The following is a 17,451-nucleotide window of genomic DNA, read 5'->3' on the forward strand; positions in this document are numbered from 1 at the left end:
TCCGGTAGCTCGTCAGGCTCATAACCTGAAGGTCGTTGGTTCAAATCCAACCCCCGCAACCAAACATTACACCAAAACTACAGCACTGCTCGGTGGCTCATACGCCGCAAATGGCATTCAGCCAGCGGTGTGTGCCACGGCGAAAGTGCCGCTGGTCTTCTATGCCCACGTCCCTGCAAAATGACTAATTCAGCAAGATCGGGAACGACAACCCAAGGTGCGATGCGGTATCAAAGCTTCCCATAGGAGGCCTTGGTATGCGGCATAATCAAAGAATGCTTTACGCTGAGCGGATCGAGCGGGCGGTTGAGCACATAGAACACAGCGTCACCCGGGGCGATGCGCCTACGTTGGAAGAGCTGGCTAACGTGGCGGCGATGTCGCCTTACCATTTTCATCGGATCTACCGGATCATGACCGGCGAGGCGGTCGGTGAAACTGTCCGGCGCATTCGCCTCGCACGCTCCGTTTCGGCCCTCGCCGAACGGCGGCCCGTTGGCGACGCAGCAGAGAATAGCGGTTACGCCACATCCCAGGCTTTCGCTCGAGCATTCAAGGCAGCGTCCGGCAGTTCAGCGTCGGAAGTCAGAGATCAGCCAGCACTTCTCGATGCTATCTTGAGTGACTTGCGAAAGCCACGGCGCGGGGCCGGTGGGGCTTCCAGCGCGCTCGACATCGAGGTCATTTCTCTCGAGCCCTTTCGCGTGCTAGCGATACGCAACGTTGGCGATTACGCGGAACTGAACGCAGGATACGAGCGGCTGTTCGGCCTCGTCCTTGAGCAAGTCGAAGAGTGCGAGCTGCAAGGCATCTATGGCATTCCCCTTGATGACCCGCGCTTTACGCCCGCTTCGGAATGCCGGTTCGATTGCGCGCTGGCTACCGGCGAGGCCGGTCGATCTGCCGGTGACCTGGACGACCGACAAATCGCTGGAGGGGATTACGTTCGTCTGCGGCGCGTGGGGAACTACGACGAACTTCATGAGGCTATCGATTTGGCATATGCGTACGCGGTGGATGTGCTTGACCGCGCGGTCGCAAATCAGCCGCTTGTCCTACACTATCTCGATGATCCCGAGGAGATCGAGGATGAGCAGCAGTTGCGCGCCGATATTCTCCTCCCTCTCGCGACGGGAGCCTGACCGTTGATAGCCAACTTATTCGCCCCTGTGCTGATTTCGTCAGTCGCAATGCCGGCTGCTGACGATCCCGAAATACATCAGGTCCTCCAGCAAACAGCCTCCCGTGCGGAGCTTGCCGATCTGCAATGGCTCGAAGGGGCATGGGAAGGGGAGGGAATCAACGGAGCCCTCGCAACCGAAGTCTACTCTGCGCCGGCAGACGGGCAAATGGTTGGCCATTTTCGCCAACTTGATACTGCCGGGTCCGCACTGTTTTACGAACTCATCACCATCTCTCAGGTCGGCGATACAATTGAGTACCGGCTGAAGCATTTCGACGCAGATCTCACGGGCTGGGAAACGCAGAAGCAGGTGCGCCGCTTCCCTCTTCTTTCCAAAAACAAAGACAGCTGGAATTTCGATGGCTTGATCATCAAGCGCGAGGCGGAGGACCGTATGAGCATTACTGTTCGCGTGAGACAGGATGACGGATCGAACGACAGCCTGCTATTCCGTTACCGCCGATTGCGCTGAGCGGCCTCGCTTTCGAGGTTGCGTGCGAGTTCCAGATAAGGGACCGGATCCACATAGCGGTGTCCTTCGATCGTGGTGGCGAAATGGCGCAGCCAAGGCGTGTGTCCTGCGCCATAAACCACAAGGATCCGATCTCCTGGTTTGGCGTTCCGCATCAGTTTTGCGTAAATCGCCACATTTCTGGCGTACCATCTCGCATTCAGATGAGCTCCAGCGAGTTCTTCGCCCGTGATTATGGGCAACATGGCATCGTAATAAGCCTGACCGCCGGCGAAATCGGTGGCGTTGATCTCCAGCAAGAGGTCGGCGATCGAACGGGTGCTTTGGCTTTCGCCGAAGCGTGCAACCGCACCCCCGACTTCCTCGTTCAATTCGTCCAGAATTGCCGTTTGGCCCGATTTCGCAGCTGCCGAGCGCACTTTGTCGATCGGGAAGTAATCTTCCTCTCCGGCAGCCGATTGCACATCGATCCCTAAAACATGCTCCAGCCCGAGCCTGTCTGCTATGCGGTAACCTATCTGCACGATTTCATTCGGATCTTGTTGCAGCATCTCGGAAGAGAATCGTTCGTATTCGGCGACGCGATAATCCGGCTCCGGTGCCAAAGTCTCGACCATGATCTGCGTCGGCGCGAAAGCCGCCAGAGCACGCGCTACGGTGTCCAGCTCTGCTTGTCTGGTGGGGGTGAGGACGGAATCTACCTCGACATTGTGCTCGTCCAAGCCGGGATTGGAGAAGTGATAGACACCCAGGACCATGACCTGAATGTCGTCGTTGTCAGTCTGCGCATGCACGCTGCCGGAAGACAAGCCAAATAGAGAGAGTGCCACCGAATAAAAGATACGCTTCATACAGGCTCCATTCGGTGAAGAATATTATGCTGTCTCCAAGAATATAATTCTGCGGACACTAATCAAGCGTCATCGCTCGTCGTCCTTCAAATAGCTATGCGTGTTTCACCCCTTCCGGCGGCCCGCGATCAGCGCTTCGACTACGGTCGGATCGGCCAGCGTAGAAGTATCGCCTAGCGAACCGTAATCGTTTTCGGCGATCTTGCGCAAAATGCGGCGCATGATCTTCCCGCTGCGTGTCTTGGGCAAGCTGGGGGTGAAATGAAGATGGTCGGGCGTGGCGATTGGTCCGATCTCCTTTCGCACCAGCTGGCGAAGGTCGTCGCTCAGTTCTTCGGACGGCTCTTCCCCTGCAACCAGCGTCACATAGCAGTAGATGCCCTGACCCTTGATATCATGAGGAAAGCCCACGACCGCCGCCTCGCTGACCAGCGGATGCAGCACGAGTGCGCTTTCGACCTCGGCCGTGCCCATGCGATGGCCTGCAACATTGATCACATCGTCCACACGGCCCGTGATCCAGTAATAGCCATCCTCATCGCGGCGACAGCCGTCACCGGTGAAATATTTGCCCGGATAGGTGCTGAAATAAGTCTGGATGAAGCGATCATGATCGCCGTAAACGGTGCGAGCCTGGCCGGGCCAGCTGTGCGTTATGCACAGATTGCCCTGTGCTGCTCCATCGAGGACCTTGCCATCATTGTCGACCAGCTGGGGGCGCACGCCGAAGAATGGCTTGCCCGCGCTCCCCGGCTTCATGTCATGGGCTCCGGGCAAGGTTGTTATCATGATCCCGCCTGTTTCGGTCTGCCACCACGTATCGACGATCGGCGCCTCGCTGCCGCCGACATGGTCATGGTACCAGCGCCATGCTTCGGGATTTATAGGTTCTCCGACGGTGCCGAGGATCCGCAGCGATGACAGGTCGTGTTTCGCGACATATTCGGCCCCCTCGCGCATGAGGGCACGAATAGCCGTGGGGGCGGTGTAGAAGATGTTGACCTTGTGCTTTGCGCACACCGCCCAGAAGCGATCATTGTCGGGATAATTTGGCACGCCTTCGAACATCAACGCGCTCGCACCGTTCAGGAGCGGCCCGTAAACGATATAGCTATGACCCGTAATCCATCCGATATCGGCCGTGCACCAATAGATTTCGCCCGGACGATAATCGAAGACATAGCGAAAGGTGGTTTCGGTCCAGACGGCGTACCCGCCAGTCGTGTGCACCACACCTTTGGGGCTTCCGGTCGATCCTGACGTGTAGAGAATGAACAGCGGATCTTCCGCGGCCATGGGCTCGCAGGGACAGGTGGCTTCGACGTCGGCTGACAATTCGTGATACCAGTAATCCCGTCCTTCGGTCATCGAAACACTCGTCCCGGTGTGACGCACCACCAGCACGGCCTTGGCCGGTGATTTGGTAAGTGCTTCGTCTACATTTGCCTTGAGCGGCACGTTTTTCGAGCCGCGGAGTCCTTCATCAGCGGTCACGACGTAATCGCTTCGGCAATCCTCGATCCGCCCCGCAATGGCATCAGGAGAGAAGCCGCCGAAGATGACGGAGTGAACCGCCCCGATGCGCGCACAGGCCAGCATGGCGAAGGCGCCTTCCGGGACCATGGGCATGTAAATCGTCACCCGGTCGCCCTTTTCGACGCCCATCTTTTTCAGCGCGTTGGCCATGCGGATCACTTCTTCCTGAAGCTCTGCATAGGTAATGTGGCGGCCTTCGCCTTCGGGATCGTCGGGCTCGAAGATCAGCGCAAGCCGGTCCCCATGGCCAGCTGCAACGTGGCGATCGACAGCATTGTGGCAGATGTTTAGCTTGCCATCCTCGAACCATTTGATGTCGACCGGATCATAGCTCCAGCCAGCGATCTTCGTTGGCTTTCGCAGCCATTCCAGGCGTTCTGCCTGCTCGGCCCAGAACTCGTCACTGTGTTCGATACTGCGGGTGTACAGGCGCTCGTAATCGTCTGCATTGCAGGAGGTCTCGGCAGAGGCGGTTTGCGGCCGGCGCACCCAGCTGTTGGTGGTTGCGGTATCGCTCATTTATCTCTCTCCTCCACGATAGCTGGTCGTTGTAGCGCCTCGATCTCGGCGGCAAAAGCCGCTCAATTCAAAGGTCCGGCAGATCCTGATCGGCAAGGCCCCAGCCCTTGAGCGATTTCGACTGTGCGCGGTCCAAGAGTTTCTGGGCTTCGTCGATTGAGAAGGGATGGGCAGTCTGCATGTGCTCAAGCTCGTTCCACCCCAGCGGCACGGCGACCGGTGCGCCGGACCGCGCGCGGGCGGAATAGGGCACAACGGCGGTCGAACCGCGCTGGTTGCGCATCCAGTCGATGAAGATCTTTCCCTTACGCTTGGCCTTGCTCATGGTGGCGGTAAATCTGTCGGGCTCCGCAAGGCTTAGAGCCTCGGCGAAGCGCCGTGAAAAATCCTTGTGCTGCGGCCAGCTGTGGCCCCGGTTCAGCGGGACGATGACGTGGACGCCCTTGCCGCCGGAGAGCATGGCGAAACTGGTGAGGCCGAGGTCTGCCAGACGGCCGCGAATATGCTGCGCGGCGCTTTTCACGGCGGCAAAGTCCAGCCCTTCGTCGGGGTCGAGATCGAAGATCATCCGGTCGGGTTTTTCGACGGCATCCGAGCGCGAGGCCCAGCCGTGAAATTCGATCGTGCCCATCTGTACGCATTGGAGGATGCCGCGGGTGTCATCGACAAAGAGATAATCCTCGTGTCCGCCGTCCTTCTCCTCGATCGCGACCGAATGCACCGCATCGCCCAGCCCGCCGCTGTCATGCTTCTGGAAAAAGCACTTTTTCGCGCGGCCTTGCGGGCAGCGCACGAGGCTGATGGGACGATTGGCGACGAAAGGCAGCATGACCGGGGCAATCGCGGCGTAATAGTCGGCCAGTTCCCCTTTGGTCTGTCCGCTTTCCGGGAAGACCACGCGATCGCGGCTCGAGATTGCGACATCGCCGGCACCCCGTGCGATAGGCTCCGATGCCTCGGGCGTGACTGAAGCCGCCTTCTTGTCGTCACGCAGGCCGAGGAAGCTGCCGTGGCGCACGTTTCCATCCGCCGTGAATTCCGAAAACGCGATTTCCGCGACCAGCTTGGGCGTCACCCAGGTCACACCCCGCGCGCTTGCCCTGTCTGTTTCGACCGGAGGCGTCTTGCGTTCGAGCCGGCGTAATTTCTTCGCCAGCTCATCGAGATCGTCGCTGGAAAAGCCGGTGCCCACATTGCCCTTGTAAATAAGCTCGTCGCCCTCGTGCTGCGCCAGCAGGAGCGATGCGAAGGGTCGTCCCCGGGCCGAGGATTCCTTCCAGCCCACGATGACGAACTCCTGCCGCCGCGTGCATTTGACCTTCACCCATGATTTGCTCCGGCGGGACGAATATCGGCCGTCCACTGTCTTCGAAATGATCCCTTCCTGACCGGCATCGCACATGGCGCGATAGAGCTTCTCGCCGGCGCCAAGGATATGTTCCGCGACATGGATCGGGGGCTCCGCCGCCTCCAGCAGCGCCTCCAGTCGCTCCTTGCGTTCGATATTGGGAAGGGCGGCGAGGTCTTCGCCCTCCAGTTCGAGGAGATCGAAAGCGTGCAGAGCCAGTCTGTCGCCGTCCCCTTGCGATCCCTTCCCGCGCTTGAGCACCTTCTGGAGCGTCGAGAAATCGGGATTGCCCTTCGCATCGCTAGCCACGATTTCGCCGTCGATCAGACAAGGCGGCAGGTCTAGCGCTGCGATCGCGTCGACCAATGGGCCGAACTTGTCGGTCCAGTCCTTCCCGTTGCGCGTGTAGATGGCCACGGAATCGCCTTTGGCGGCGACAAGCGCGCGATAGCCATCAAACTTTATCTCATGCATCCAGCCATTGCCTGCAGGCACGTCGTCGACGAGCGTGGCGAGCTGGGGCTTGCGGTATTTGGGACGCCGCGCACTGCCTTTGGCGCCGGTCCTGGCTTTAGATGTGCGCGGCTTCCCAGATTTTTCCATCTGCGCGAGAAACGACTTTTCCTTCTTTACCGCCGCGGGACCTTCGCCATCCCTATCCGCCGCGATCTCGGCCATTGATCGGCCGGTTGAAACGCTTGTCAGCTGGCGTTGAACCAGCGCATCGCCTTCTCCTGCGTAGTCGTCCTGCAATTTGCGCAAGAGCCAGTTCTCGCGTTTTTCTTTCGGCTTCGGCTTCAATCGGATCAGCAACCATTCGCCTTTCATTCGCTCGCCTTCGAGCACGAAATGGAGATGGCCTTTATCGAGGTCGCTGGCGCTCTTGCCCTCGATCGGCGACCACGTGCCCCGGTCCCACAGCATCACCGTGCCGCCGCCATATTCCTGCTTCGGAATGACGCCTTCGAAATCCGCATAGGACAAGGGATGATCTTCGGTGCGCACCGCCAGGCGTTTGATATCCGGATCGGGCGAGGGGCCCTTGGTTACCGCCCAGCTTTTCAGTATCCCGTCCACCTCCAGCCTGAGATCCCAATGGAGCCTGGTGGCGTCGTGCTTCTGGACGATGAACAGATTGCCGCCCGAACTGCTCTGCTTTTTGCCCGCCGGTTCGGGCGTCTGCGCAAAATCGCGCTTGGTGTTGTAAACGGCGAGGGGGTCGGTGCGCGCCGCCACCGGGTCAGGCCGACTTCTTACGCTTGGGCGCCTTTTTGGGCTTGTCCTCGCCAACCGATTTCTTGAGCGCAGCCATCAGGTCGATCACATTACCCCCGCCGCTTTCCGGCTCGTCGACATCCTCGACGATGGTCTTCTTGCTCTTCGACTTCGCTTTCTTGTCGATCAGTTTCTTGAGCGCATCGGCATAGCGATCCTCGAACTCGCCTGCATCGAACGGCGCAGTCTTCTGCTCGATCAGCGTATTGGCGAGATCCAGCAGTTCCTTTTTGGGTTTGGTTTCCTCGATATCATCGAAAAAGGACTGTCCGGCGCGAACCTCATCGGCATAACGGAGCGTCTCGAGCAGAAGGCCCTTTCCGCAAGGCTTGATCGCGACAAGCTTTTCACTCCCCCGGACCGACAATTGCCCTAGCGCGACCTTTTTCGCCTTGCGCAGGGCTTCGCGCAGCACGACGAAAGCCTCTTCCGCCAGCTCATCCTGCGGAGCGACGTAATAGGGCTTTTCAAAATAGAGGGGATCGATCTCGCAGGCATCCACGAACTGGACCAGTTCCAGCGTCCGCTTGCTTTCTATTTTGACCGCTTCGATCTCTTCGTCTTCGAGAAGGACATAATTGCCCTTCGAGACTTCGTAACCGCGAATGATGTCGTCGCGATCGACCGGGCCAACACCCTCGACCACTTTTTCATAGGAAATGCGTTTGCCGCTCGGCTCGTGGATCTGGTTGAACCGGATTTTCGCCCCGGACTTGGTTGCGGAGTATATTTCGACCGGAATCGAAACCAGCGCCAGCCTGATCTGTCCCTGCCAATATGCGCGTGCCGCCATGAACCATCCCTTCGGATAGGTAGCGTTCCGGCGCGCAATTGGTTTCCTGCAGCGTCCCGGGATCGCCTTATGTGGAGAGCGCCAGTTGGTAGAGCTTAATGGGTGAGCCGGTTGCGCATCCGGTATCGGCCATTTTCGAATTGCTCGAAATATTGGTGCACATCCGGGTGCGAAACGGGGCCGGCCAGCGAATCGCCAATCAGGTTCTGCTGGCTGACATAGGCGACGTAATCGCTCTCGTCGCTTTCCGCGAGCAGGTGGTAGAAGGGCTGATCGCGGTCGGGCCGGATCTCTTCCGGGATGGCCTGATACCATTCCTCGCTATTGGCGAAGACCGGATCGATATCGAAGATTACGCCGCGAAAATCGAACGCCTTGTGACGGACGACGTCACCGATCGCGAAGCGTGTGCGTAGACGGCTCGGCGCGTCCAGAGTGCGGCCTGCCTGTGCGGAGAAAAACGAAGATCTTTCCATGAGTTTGCAGAATATGGTCCCGGACGCGCTCAAGACAAGGCCTTGGCCGGGCTCGTCCCCCGAATTCGTAAGACAAAGGGCTTGGCAAGGCGATGGGACGGGGTTAAGGGGCGCGCTCGCTTCGACCCGGGTCGCATGACCCCGAAAGCGCACCCGATTTGCGGAGAGGTGGCAGAGTGGTCGAATGCGCCGCACTCGAAATGCGGTATACGGGCAACCGTATCGAGGGTTCGAATCCCTCCCTCTCCGCCATCAATCCTCTGAAATCACGCGCATTTAACCTATGGCATCGACCGCCCTCCAGCGCTGCGCATGCTTGGTAAGACGGCGTCTGAACCATGCCGCTGCTGCTCCCGATGTCGCAAATGACGGTGGCAGCCCAAGACGTGCCCAGCCAATCGCCGGTATGCTTTTGGCGCAAGCCTTCTCGGGGTAACTCGTTGCAGTTTTCAATCGTCGGGCGATTTGCGGGCGATGAGTGCGAGCAGCGCGAAGCTGGCAAGCCAGTGTTCTCCGGCGTAGTCGCCCGCTATGTGTTCGCTCCCACTGGCCAGGTGCAGATTGCCGCGTTGCATGACCTGCTCTCTCACGGGGTGCGGGCCCAGCGCTTCCGCTATGGAGTAGAGGCACCATGACCGGCTGAGGTTGAGCCCGTCGAGATGGGCGATTTTGCCGTCGCTGCGATCGCTGACGGTGACGGGCCAACATTCATTCCCGAGCCAGCCATTGTTTATCACGAGCGCCTCAAGCCAAGGTGCGAACTGGCTGTTCGGCATAACCCGGCTCATCAGAAGTGCAGCGCTCAGAACAGGCGACAGGAATTCATCGCCACCAGGCTCCCAGCCTGCGTAGTCCTTTTTCGCAGCAAAGGCGGCGAGCGACCATTCGTCGATTGTCGCCAGCAATTTGGGATCGTGCGTCTCGGCCCACTGGCGGGCAAGGACCAGTGCGAAGGCCGTATTGAAATGCGTGCCGACAGTGATCGGATAGGTAAGGATCCGCAGATAATCGCCCAGACGCTCGGCAAAAGCGCGGGCGAGCGGTTCCAGCCTCCTGGCCCAGTCGGCATCTTCATGCCGCTCCGCTTCCTCGTGGAGATAGAGCAGCCAGGCCCAGCCATAGGGCCGCTCGAACCCACGGGACTCCGGCCTTTCCAGATAAGCGAGCTCGGCGGAGAGCTTGGCTTCGGTAAACGTCGCATCTGCAAGCGCCGCTATATCGCGTGCTTCCGGGGTGTTGGGATAAAGCCGCTTCACCGTCAGCAGCGTCCACCACCCATGGACGCAGCTATGCCAATCGAAGCTGCCGACGAATACCGGATGCAGTTTGCGGGGAGGGAGCACATCTGCATCGCTCCCCATCACATGATCGAGCTTGTGCGGATATTCCTTCCCGACATGTCCAAGCGCGATTTTGGCGAAGGTCCGGGCGGTATCTTCGGTCAGTTCCATAGCAAGAAGCCCGCGATGTAGATGATGGCGATATTGCAGATGAGGAGCGGGACAGCCGTCCCGACCTGCTGACGGATCACGGCGTTCTGGTCTTTCAGTTCCAGCAGTGCGGCTGGGACAATATTGAAATTGGCGGCCATGGGGGTCAGCAAAGTACCGCAGAAACCGGCCAACATTCCCACCGCGCCGATTACAGCGGGATTGCCATCATAGGTCTCGATCAACAGTGGGATTCCGATCGCCGCCGCCATCACGGGAAAGGCCGCGAAGGCGTTGCCCATGATTATGGTGAAAAGCGCCATGCCCAACGCGAAGACTATGACGGTTAGAAGCACGTTTCCTTCCGGAATGACCTGGCCCGCCACACCGCCGATAATCTCGCCCACGCCAGCGAGGGCGAATACCGCGCCCAGCGCCGCAAGCATTTGCGGGAGTATAGCCGCCCAACCAATGGAATCGAGCAGGCGGCGTCCTTCCTCGGCAGGCGCCAGCAGCGGCGGCCGCAGCCACAGGATGGCAACGATCAGCGCCACGATCACGCCGACCCCGAAGAGGATCAGCGTTTCTCGCCGTGGTTCGAAAAGGCCCGTCTCGCTCAGAGGGGTGTAATTGTAGAGCAGCGTGCCCGCCACGGCCGTTAGCGGGACGATCAGCGCGGGTATGAAGAGTCTGTTGCCAAGCCGTCCGGCATATTCGGAGCGCTGCTCAACATTTGTTGTTTCAGGATCGCTCCGCCTGAGCCCTCCGACACCTGCAATTCCGACCAAGGCAAGGACAAGCACTCCATTGGCGAAATCGCTGAGATGGCTGCCGAAGAAGAAGCTGGCCGACAAGAGGCCCCAGAAAGCCGCATTGCCGTACTTCAGGTCGCGCAGGCTGAGTAGCGACCAGATCGCGAAGAATGCTCCTGCCAGAATGTAGAGCCATTCATAGGTGATCATGCCCGGCCCTTTCCAAGCTTGCGATCGAGTGAGCGAATACGCCACGAATGAATGATGAAAGCGCAAATCGCGGTCGGGATCGCCCAGACGGACAACTGCAGCGGAGTCAGCGGATAACCATAGCTCTCGAAGACCCCCTGGATCAGCAGGATCGAGGCGATGGCGAAGAATATGTCCTCGCCGAAGAACAGGCCGACATTGTCTGTGGCGGCGGACATCGCAAGCACCTTCTCGCGGTGTTCATCGGCCAGCGTGCCGTGCGACTTTTCCGCCGCAGCTTCGGCCATCGGGGCAACAAGCGGGCGCACGGCCTGCGGGTGCCCGCCGATATCCTTCATCCCCAGGGCCGCCGTCAATTGGCGGAACAGGAGGTAGATGGTCAGTAGCTTGCCCATGGTCGCCCCGCGTACGCTTTCGATCACGCCGCGCGCACGTTGCTGCAGCCCGTAGCGCTCGAGCAGGCCGATCACCGGCAGGATGATCCAGGTGACGGAGATGTAGCGATTGTCATTGAAGGCCTGTCCCAGCGCCTCGATCACTGCGACGAGGTCGAGCCCCGCCAGGAGTCCGGTCGCCAGGGCGGCGGCTACCACGACCAGCAGCGGGTTGAACCGCAGCGCGAAGCCAATGACGACCAGCGCGATGCCCAGCAGGGGCCAGTAGTTCATTCCTATTCCTCTCCGAAACCGCCGCCGCCGGGCGTCAGGATCACGAACGTGTCGCCCGGCTCCATGTCCCGGTGGCCGGTGGCGCCGAGGTCCTCCCGGCTGCCGTCTTTGCGTTCGACCCAGTTCGTGCCCGGCTGCGCATCGCCGCCGCCGCTGATCCCGCGCGGCGGAATTTCGCGGCGGTTCGCCAGCATGTTGGCGCGCATCGGCTCGAGGAAGGTCAGGCGCCGCTCCACCCCGTCACCACCTCTATGGCGTCCTGAGCCGCCCGAACCGCGTCTGATCGCGAATGCCTCCAGCCGCACGGGCAGGCGGGTTTCGAGTATCTCCGGATCCGTGAGGCGGCTGTTGGTCATGTGCGTCTGGACCGCGCTGGTCCCGTCGTTGTCCGGGCCCGCGCCTGACCCGCCGCAGATCGTTTCGTAATACTGGTGATCTTCATTGCCGAAGGTGAAGTTGTTCATCGTCCCCTGACTGGGCGCGAGGCGACCGGTCGCAGCGAACAGCGTGTCGGTGACGACCTGACTGGTCTCGACATTGCCGGCAACCACGGCCGCCCCCGGAAGGGGATTAAGCATGGACCCTTCGGGCACGACCAGCTCGACAGGGCGCAGGCACCCGTCGTTCATCGGGATCTGGTCGTCGATCAGGGTGCGCAGAACATAAAGAGCGGCGGCGCGGGTGATCGAGCGCGGCGCGTTGAAATTGTCGCCAAGCTGATCGCTCGTGCCGGTGAAATCGAACACCGCGGACCGGGATTCGGGGTCGACCCGGATGGCGACCTTCACAATCGCGCCATTGTCCATTTCATAGGCAAAGGATCCATCGTCCAGCCGGTCGAGCAGGCGGCGTACGCTTTCCTCTGCATTGGCCAGGACATGGGACATATAGGCCGCCACAACCTCCGGCCCCTGATCCCGTGCAGCGCCCTGCAAAAGTTCGGCGCCCCGGGTGCAGGCCGCCAGCTGGGCGCGAAGGTCCGAGAGATTGCGCGCCGGATTGCGCGCCGGATATCTGGCATCCGCCAGCGCGGCCAGCACGGCATCTTCGCGGAAGGTCCCTTCATCCACCATCAGGAGGTTGTCGATCATGACGCCCTCTTCCTCGATGGTCCTGCTTTCGGGCGGCATGGAGCCGGGGGCTATCCCGCCGATATCGGCATGATGGCCCCGCGCGGCGACGAAGGCCTGCGGCTCTGCGCTGCTCTCGTCATGGAATACTGGCACGATCACGGTGATGTCGGGCAGGTGGGTGCCACCGCGATAGGGATCGTTGAGCACATAGGCGTCGCCGCGCCTGAAACCGCGCCCGTCGCGCGCCTGCCCGCGCTGTTCGATCACGCGGGCGATGCTGTCCCCCATGCTTCCCAGATGCACGGGAATGTGGGGCGCATTGGCGATCAGGCTGCCCTCGGCATCGAAGAGCGCACAGGAAAAGTCGAGCCGTTCCTTGATGTTGACCGAAGTGGCGGTGGACTGGAGCACCACGCCCATCTCCTCCGCGATCGCCATGAACAGATTGTTGAAGATTTCCAGCCTTACCGGATCGACTTCGGTGCCTACGGCCCTGTCCCGTTCCAGCGCCTCCGCCCGGGTTAGCACCAGTGTGCCTTCTGCGGCGAGGCGCGCGGTCCAACCTTGCTCGACCACTGTGGTGGAGCCCGGATCGACGATCAGCGCTGGGCCAGGCACTTCCTGCTCTTGTGTCATGCTCGCACGCGTCATGGTGACCCAGCTGCCGGTCGCATCGCCGGCAGTGGGAACGGGCGTCGCCGTTGCTTCCGCAAGGCCGCCGGAGACACCGCTTGCTTCCACGCTGAGCGCTTCCAGCATGATCGGTGCATCGGCATCGGAATGGCCGAAGCGCTGCCGGTGTAGCAGGCGAAAGGCCGCGTCCATTTCGGCCCCATCGGCAATATCGATGGTCAGCATGGAATCGCTGCCCTGGAACCGAAGTCGGGCACGGCTGACAAGATTGATGGCGTCGCTACCGATCCCTTGCGCGGTCAGCGCTTCCTTCGCTTCCGCTTCCAGCGCGGCGAGCGCGTCGCTGAAATCATCGGTCAGCGGTTTGACAAGGCTGACTTCCCGGATTGCCTTTATCGGGGCAAGACCGATCCCGAATGCCGACAGGATGCCTGCCAGGGGATGGACCAGCACGGTCTCGATGCCCAGCTCATCGGCCACCTTGCCTGCATGCTGGCCGCCCGCTCCGCCAAAACAGGCGAGCGCATAGGTCGTCACGTCGTGCCCGCGGGCGACGCTGATCTTGCGGATTGCATTGGCCATGTTGTCGACCGCGATGGCGAGGAAGCCTTCGGCGATATCTTCAAGCGGCTTGGGCTCGGGGAGGGCAGCCGCGACTTCCTCCAGCCGTGCGCGGGCAGCAACGGGGTCCAGCGGCTCGTCTCCGTCAGGCCCGAAAACGGCAGGAAAGAATGCAGGATCGATGCGCCCGAGAAAGAGGTTGCAGTCGGTCACTGTCAGCGGCCCGCCCTTGCGGTAGCAGGCCGGTCCGGGATCGGCACCGGCGCTTTCCGGTCCGACGCGGAAGCGCGCGCCGTCGAAGCTGCAGATCGAACCGCCGCCCGCCGCCACCGTGTGGATCTGCATCATCGGTGCCGCCACGCGAACGCCGGCCACCACGCTCTCGCCGGTAAGTTCGTATTCCCCGGCATAATGGGCGACGTCGGTGCTGGTCCCGCCCATATCGAAACCGATCAGTTTGGAATGGCCGAGCGGCTGGGCCGCAGCGACCATCCCGACCACACCTCCTGCAGGGCCGGACAGGATGGCGTCCTTGCCGCGGAACGCACCCACTTCGGCAAGCCCGCCGTTCGACTGCATGAAGCGCAGCCGGTCCGCATCGGGCAGGGCGGCACGCAGATTGTCGGTGTAGCGATCGAGGACCGGTGAAAGATAGGCATCGACGACCGTCGTGTCCCCTCGCGGTATGAGTTTGATGAGCGGCGCAACCTCGTGGCTGACGCTGATCTGGGAAAAACCGGCTTCGCGCGCCAGACCGGCGAGCCTTTCCTCGTGCTCGCGATGTTTCCAGCCGTGCATCAGAACTATGGCGAGTGCGTCGTAGCCCGTTTCTCGCAGCTTTTGGAAGTCGGCGCGCGCGGCGCTCTCGTCGAGCGGCACGAGCACGTCGCCGTCGACCCCGATCCGTTCGGTGATTTCGACTACTGCCGACGGCAATTGCTCGGGCAGCACGATGTGGCGGGCGAAGATGTCCGGCCGCGCCTGGCTGCCGATCCTCAACGCATCGCCAAACCCTCTGGTGATCGCAAGAGCCAGCCGTTCTCCCTTGCGTTCGAGCAGCGCGTTCGTGGCCACCGTCGTGCCGATACGCAGTTCGGCGATGGGGCCTTCGCCATGCTCGGCCATCAGGCGCCGCACAGCCTCGCTTGCTGCGTCGGTGTAGTGGCCGGGATTTTCACTGAGAAGCTTGTCGGTAACAAGCCGGCCATCGGGCGTGGTGGCCACGACATCCGTAAATGTTCCCCCGCGATCGATAGCGAATTTCCATGCGGGTGCCTGACCGGTGCGTTTCATCGCTTGGACATTGCACGCAGGCAAAAGGAATTCAAATGCTTCGCGCCGTGGTCTCGGATGACGTGCAAATGGCACGCGGCGGAGCAAACGGATAATGCAATAGGGCCGGTCCTGCCGAATGGCAGCCTTTCAGGCTAGCGAACGCTCGCTCACAGCAGGACTGGCGGTCAAAGCAGGCTTGAGCTGCGGGACTGGCTTGCAATTGCCTGCGCAACTTCGTCCGAAAGCTGGACCAGCCTCGTCTTCCCGTTGAGGCTGTCGAAGCCCACGAATATTTCCCGCTGCCCCGGCATGACAGACAGTTTCCCGGACAATGCGCAATCGCCCAGTGCATTGGCTTCGATTACAATGTCCACTGTTGCACGGCCCTTGGGCGACAGCAGGACCCTCGTGAAGCCAGACAGGCGCCTCGGGCTTTCCCTCTCCATTTCTGACGGGGTCCGCACATAGAGTTGAACCAATTGCTCAGCCTCAGTTTCGCTGCGGTTTGAAACCTCCACGCTCACCGCGATACGCGCCCCGGAAATCTGAACCTTCACATCCTGCAAATCGAATTGCGCATAGGAAAGGCCATGGCCGAACGGCAGCCCACCTTGCGTTTCGGTAGCCGGAAGGGGGATTGGCAACCGTCCGACTGGAAAGGCTTCTCCAGTCAGCAGTTCGGCAATCGCGTGGCCGCTCATCGTGCCGAGCTGCCCGGCGTGCAATACGCACGGCAATGGGCTTCCATCGACGAGGGGATCGATCGGAACCGGGCAGATCGTCACCAGCACGAGCCGCGGATTTACAGTCAGCAGGTGCCTCAGCAATGCCTCGCTCGCTTCGCCCAGCGTTTGCTCGCCCGCGAGCGACGGTACGAAAATGACCGTCGATGCGCGGCGGGCGGCATCGCAAGCCATCGATATCGCCATGGTATCTGCCGCGATAAGGGCGTCGGGCCGTTCTTCGGAACCGCGCAGCGCCAGACCCGACACGAAGCGATGCGGCACGCCAAGCCGTTCGAAACCGTCGATCACGCTCGTCGCTATGCCCTCTCCGGCGACGGGGATTTTGCGATCTTGTGCCGCGCTTCCCACCACAAGGATGCCGCCCGGTTCCATGTCGAGCGGGAGCAGCCCAGCGCTGTTACGCAGGAGTATGGGGCAGCGTTTCGCGCATTCCAGGGCGGTCTCGCAATTGAGTGTCGGCGTCGCGCTGCTTCCACTGGTGCTGCTCGGCCGCGGTGCATGGATTACGCTGAGCAGTCCGAGCCTGAATTTCGCCCGCAGCAACCGGCGGGCTGCTTCATCGAGTCCCCGTTGCGGGAGATTGTTACTTTCGATCGCAGCGTACAGCATATCGAAACTGATGGTGTTCCAGCGAGCGGCGCTGTTGCCATGGGAGATAGTCCGGCTGAGAGCGTCTCCCAGCGGGAGGATCAGGCCATCATAGGCGCCAGGCCTCCGAAGAAATTCCACCAGGGGAGCGTAGTCGTCTCGCGCGAGCGTGTCCTCGCCATCGAAGGCTAAAGCGCCTACGCGCGCTTTTGAAAAGATTGCCGTGACGAGCCGCATCAGATCCTTGGCATCGCCGTCCGAGCCCAGCGACTGCCGGGACAGTTCGAGGCAGGCAAGGAGAGATGCGTCCCCCCTCCGATCGGGCGATTGAAGCCCGGCGATGCGGGCGATGGCGATTTCGGCAGCCAGGTACACATCCGAACCGCTGCTCGATCCAGGCTCCTCGTGCCCGGTTGCAAGTTCGATCGTGGGGCCGAGCGACCAATTGATCCCATAGCTCCTGGCTTCGGATGCCTTCACCTTCTCCGCATTCTCGATCGCTTTCAGATCCCAGCTCGCAGCCATGGTGAGGGGCGCGGGAAAGTCCGTATCGAGCCCGTGGTCGGTGCTTCCCGGAAAAAAGAGCGGAATGCCGAGGCGGCTTTCGTTCTGAGCCAGATCCTGGAGACGGCTCGCAGTGTCGAAATCCGAGATTCCGGTCACGGTGCCGACGCGGCCCTTGGTTATCTCGTATTCGAGTGCCTGGATCGCCGAGCGGTCATCGGCGGGCGGCATGGGCTGGACGACCAGCTGCCCCGCTTTCTCTCTCGGGGTCATCAAAGCGAGCAGGTCGGCGACCACGCGTTCGCATTCGACTTCAGTGCTTCGCCACGTCACGCTCGACTCTCCCGGGGCCGGTTCGAACCTGTCGGTGGATGCGAGCGTCGGGTGCCTCATGCCCCCCAAACCCGATCCTACCTCGTTTCATTCTTGTTTTTTTGATGTCCTGCACGCATCGGCGCCCGATCGGACGCACCATGCGGCCGGAAAAATGAAAATCAAGTAAGCAAATTCTTTTTTAGAGTGACCTAATCCCCGGAGGCCGATTTAAATCGACCGATT

13 protein-coding genes and 1 tRNA gene are annotated in these 17,451 nt (G+C 60.9%); 4 read left to right on the top strand and 10 right to left on the bottom strand.

Annotated elements, in window-relative coordinates; all coding sequences use genetic code 11:
- The 3 genes from K3175_RS05355 to K3175_RS05365 form a co-directional block, all read left to right on the top strand.
- Positions 1 to 184, top strand: a 184-nt coding sequence (locus tag K3175_RS05355; protein WP_221542375.1) for a hypothetical protein, incomplete at its 5' end; no start/stop codon positions are given.
- Between the two features lie 73 nt (positions 185 to 257).
- Entirely contained in the window at positions 258 to 1,142 is an 885-nt protein-coding gene (locus tag K3175_RS05360) for an AraC family transcriptional regulator (RefSeq protein ID WP_221542376.1), read from the top strand.
- Between the two features lie 48 nt (positions 1,143 to 1,190).
- Positions 1,191 to 1,655: a DUF6265 family protein gene (locus K3175_RS05365; protein WP_221542377.1), complete on the top strand. Its 465-nt coding sequence runs from the start codon at positions 1,191 to 1,193 to the stop codon at positions 1,653 to 1,655.
- Here K3175_RS05365 and K3175_RS05370 read toward each other — a convergent pair.
- The 5 genes from K3175_RS05370 to hspQ all read right to left on the bottom strand — a co-directional run bounded on the left by K3175_RS05370 (position 1,637) and on the right by hspQ (position 8,453).
- Entirely contained in the window at positions 1,637 to 2,506 is an 870-nt protein-coding gene (locus K3175_RS05370) for a DUF5694 domain-containing protein (RefSeq protein ID WP_221542378.1), read from the bottom strand. The two genes, K3175_RS05365 and K3175_RS05370, sit on opposite strands and share 19 nt — an antisense overlap.
- 105 nt (positions 2,507 to 2,611) lie before the next feature.
- Entirely contained in the window at positions 2,612 to 4,561 is a 1,950-nt protein-coding gene (gene acs / locus K3175_RS05375; protein ID WP_221542379.1) for an acetate--CoA ligase, read from the bottom strand.
- 67 nt (positions 4,562 to 4,628) lie between these two features.
- Complete coding sequence (gene ligD / locus K3175_RS05380; RefSeq protein ID WP_221542380.1) at positions 4,629 to 7,145, bottom strand: DNA ligase D; 2,517 nt, start codon at positions 7,143 to 7,145, stop codon at positions 4,629 to 4,631.
- 4 nt (positions 7,146 to 7,149) lie between these two features.
- A complete protein-coding gene (gene ku, locus K3175_RS05385) occupies positions 7,150 to 7,977 on the bottom strand; it encodes a non-homologous end joining protein Ku (protein ID WP_221542381.1) in 828 nt (275 codons plus the stop codon).
- 95 nt (positions 7,978 to 8,072) lie between these two features.
- On the bottom strand, positions 8,073 to 8,453 hold the full coding sequence (gene hspQ, locus K3175_RS05390) for a heat shock protein HspQ (RefSeq protein WP_221542382.1): 381 nt from the start codon (positions 8,451 to 8,453) through the stop codon (positions 8,073 to 8,075).
- A gap of 162 nt (positions 8,454 to 8,615) precedes the next feature.
- On the opposite strand from hspQ, the gene K3175_RS05395 reads away from it, so the two are divergent.
- Positions 8,616 to 8,705 (top strand) — tRNA-Ser (locus tag K3175_RS05395).
- A gap of 197 nt (positions 8,706 to 8,902) precedes the next feature.
- Here the strand turns inward: K3175_RS05395 and K3175_RS05400 are convergent.
- From K3175_RS05400 to K3175_RS05420, 5 genes are all read right to left on the bottom strand, one after another.
- A complete protein-coding gene (locus K3175_RS05400) occupies positions 8,903 to 9,904 on the bottom strand; it encodes a DUF2891 domain-containing protein (RefSeq protein ID WP_221542383.1) in 1,002 nt (333 codons plus the stop codon).
- Complete coding sequence (locus K3175_RS05405; RefSeq protein WP_221542384.1) at positions 9,895 to 10,845, bottom strand: DUF979 domain-containing protein; 951 nt, start codon at positions 10,843 to 10,845, stop codon at positions 9,895 to 9,897. Before K3175_RS05405 ends, K3175_RS05400 begins: the two co-directional genes overlap by 10 nt.
- Positions 10,842 to 11,513 carry a DUF969 domain-containing protein gene (locus K3175_RS05410; RefSeq protein WP_221542385.1) on the bottom strand — a complete coding sequence of 224 codons (672 nt, stop codon included), beginning with the start codon at positions 11,511 to 11,513 and terminating at the stop codon, positions 10,842 to 10,844. Before K3175_RS05410 ends, K3175_RS05405 begins: the two co-directional genes overlap by 4 nt.
- Before the next feature lie 2 nt (positions 11,514 to 11,515).
- On the bottom strand, positions 11,516 to 15,073 hold the full coding sequence (locus tag K3175_RS05415) for a hydantoinase B/oxoprolinase family protein (RefSeq protein WP_221542386.1): 3,558 nt from the start codon (positions 15,071 to 15,073) through the stop codon (positions 11,516 to 11,518).
- Positions 15,074 to 15,240: 167 nt separating this feature from the next.
- Positions 15,241 to 17,286: a glycoside hydrolase family 3 C-terminal domain-containing protein gene (locus K3175_RS05420; RefSeq protein WP_221542387.1), complete on the bottom strand. Its 2,046-nt coding sequence runs from the start codon at positions 17,284 to 17,286 to the stop codon at positions 15,241 to 15,243.
- Positions 17,287 to 17,451 lie beyond the last annotated feature (165 nt).

The organism is Qipengyuania aestuarii, from assembly GCF_019711535.1.
GTDB classification, from domain to species: domain Bacteria; phylum Pseudomonadota; class Alphaproteobacteria; order Sphingomonadales; family Sphingomonadaceae; genus Qipengyuania; species Qipengyuania aestuarii.

What these genes read in the sequence shown, in the direction of transcription:
- K3175_RS05360 (WP_221542376.1), top strand. Translation starts at nt 258, where the DNA reads ATGCGGCATAATCAAAGAATGCTTTACGCTGAGCGGATCGAGCGGGCG.
- K3175_RS05365 (WP_221542377.1), top strand. Translation starts at nt 1,191, where the DNA reads ATGCCGGCTGCTGACGATCCCGAAATACATCAGGTCCTCCAGCAAACA.
- K3175_RS05370 (WP_221542378.1), bottom strand. Translation starts at nt 2,506, where the DNA reads ATGAAGCGTATCTTTTATTCGGTGGCACTCTCTCTATTTGGCTTGTCT.
- acs (WP_221542379.1), bottom strand. Translation starts at nt 4,561, where the DNA reads ATGAGCGATACCGCAACCACCAACAGCTGGGTGCGCCGGCCGCAAACC.
- ku (WP_221542381.1), bottom strand. Translation starts at nt 7,977, where the DNA reads ATGGCGGCACGCGCATATTGGCAGGGACAGATCAGGCTGGCGCTGGTT.
- hspQ (WP_221542382.1), bottom strand. Translation starts at nt 8,453, where the DNA reads ATGGAAAGATCTTCGTTTTTCTCCGCACAGGCAGGCCGCACTCTGGAC.
- K3175_RS05400 (WP_221542383.1), bottom strand. Translation starts at nt 9,904, where the DNA reads ATGGAACTGACCGAAGATACCGCCCGGACCTTCGCCAAAATCGCGCTT.
- K3175_RS05405 (WP_221542384.1), bottom strand. Translation starts at nt 10,845, where the DNA reads ATGATCACCTATGAATGGCTCTACATTCTGGCAGGAGCATTCTTCGCG.
- K3175_RS05410 (WP_221542385.1), bottom strand. Translation starts at nt 11,513, where the DNA reads ATGAACTACTGGCCCCTGCTGGGCATCGCGCTGGTCGTCATTGGCTTC.
- K3175_RS05415 (WP_221542386.1), bottom strand. Translation starts at nt 15,073, where the DNA reads ATGAAACGCACCGGTCAGGCACCCGCATGGAAATTCGCTATCGATCGC.
- K3175_RS05420 (WP_221542387.1), bottom strand. Translation starts at nt 17,286, where the DNA reads ATGAGGCACCCGACGCTCGCATCCACCGACAGGTTCGAACCGGCCCCG.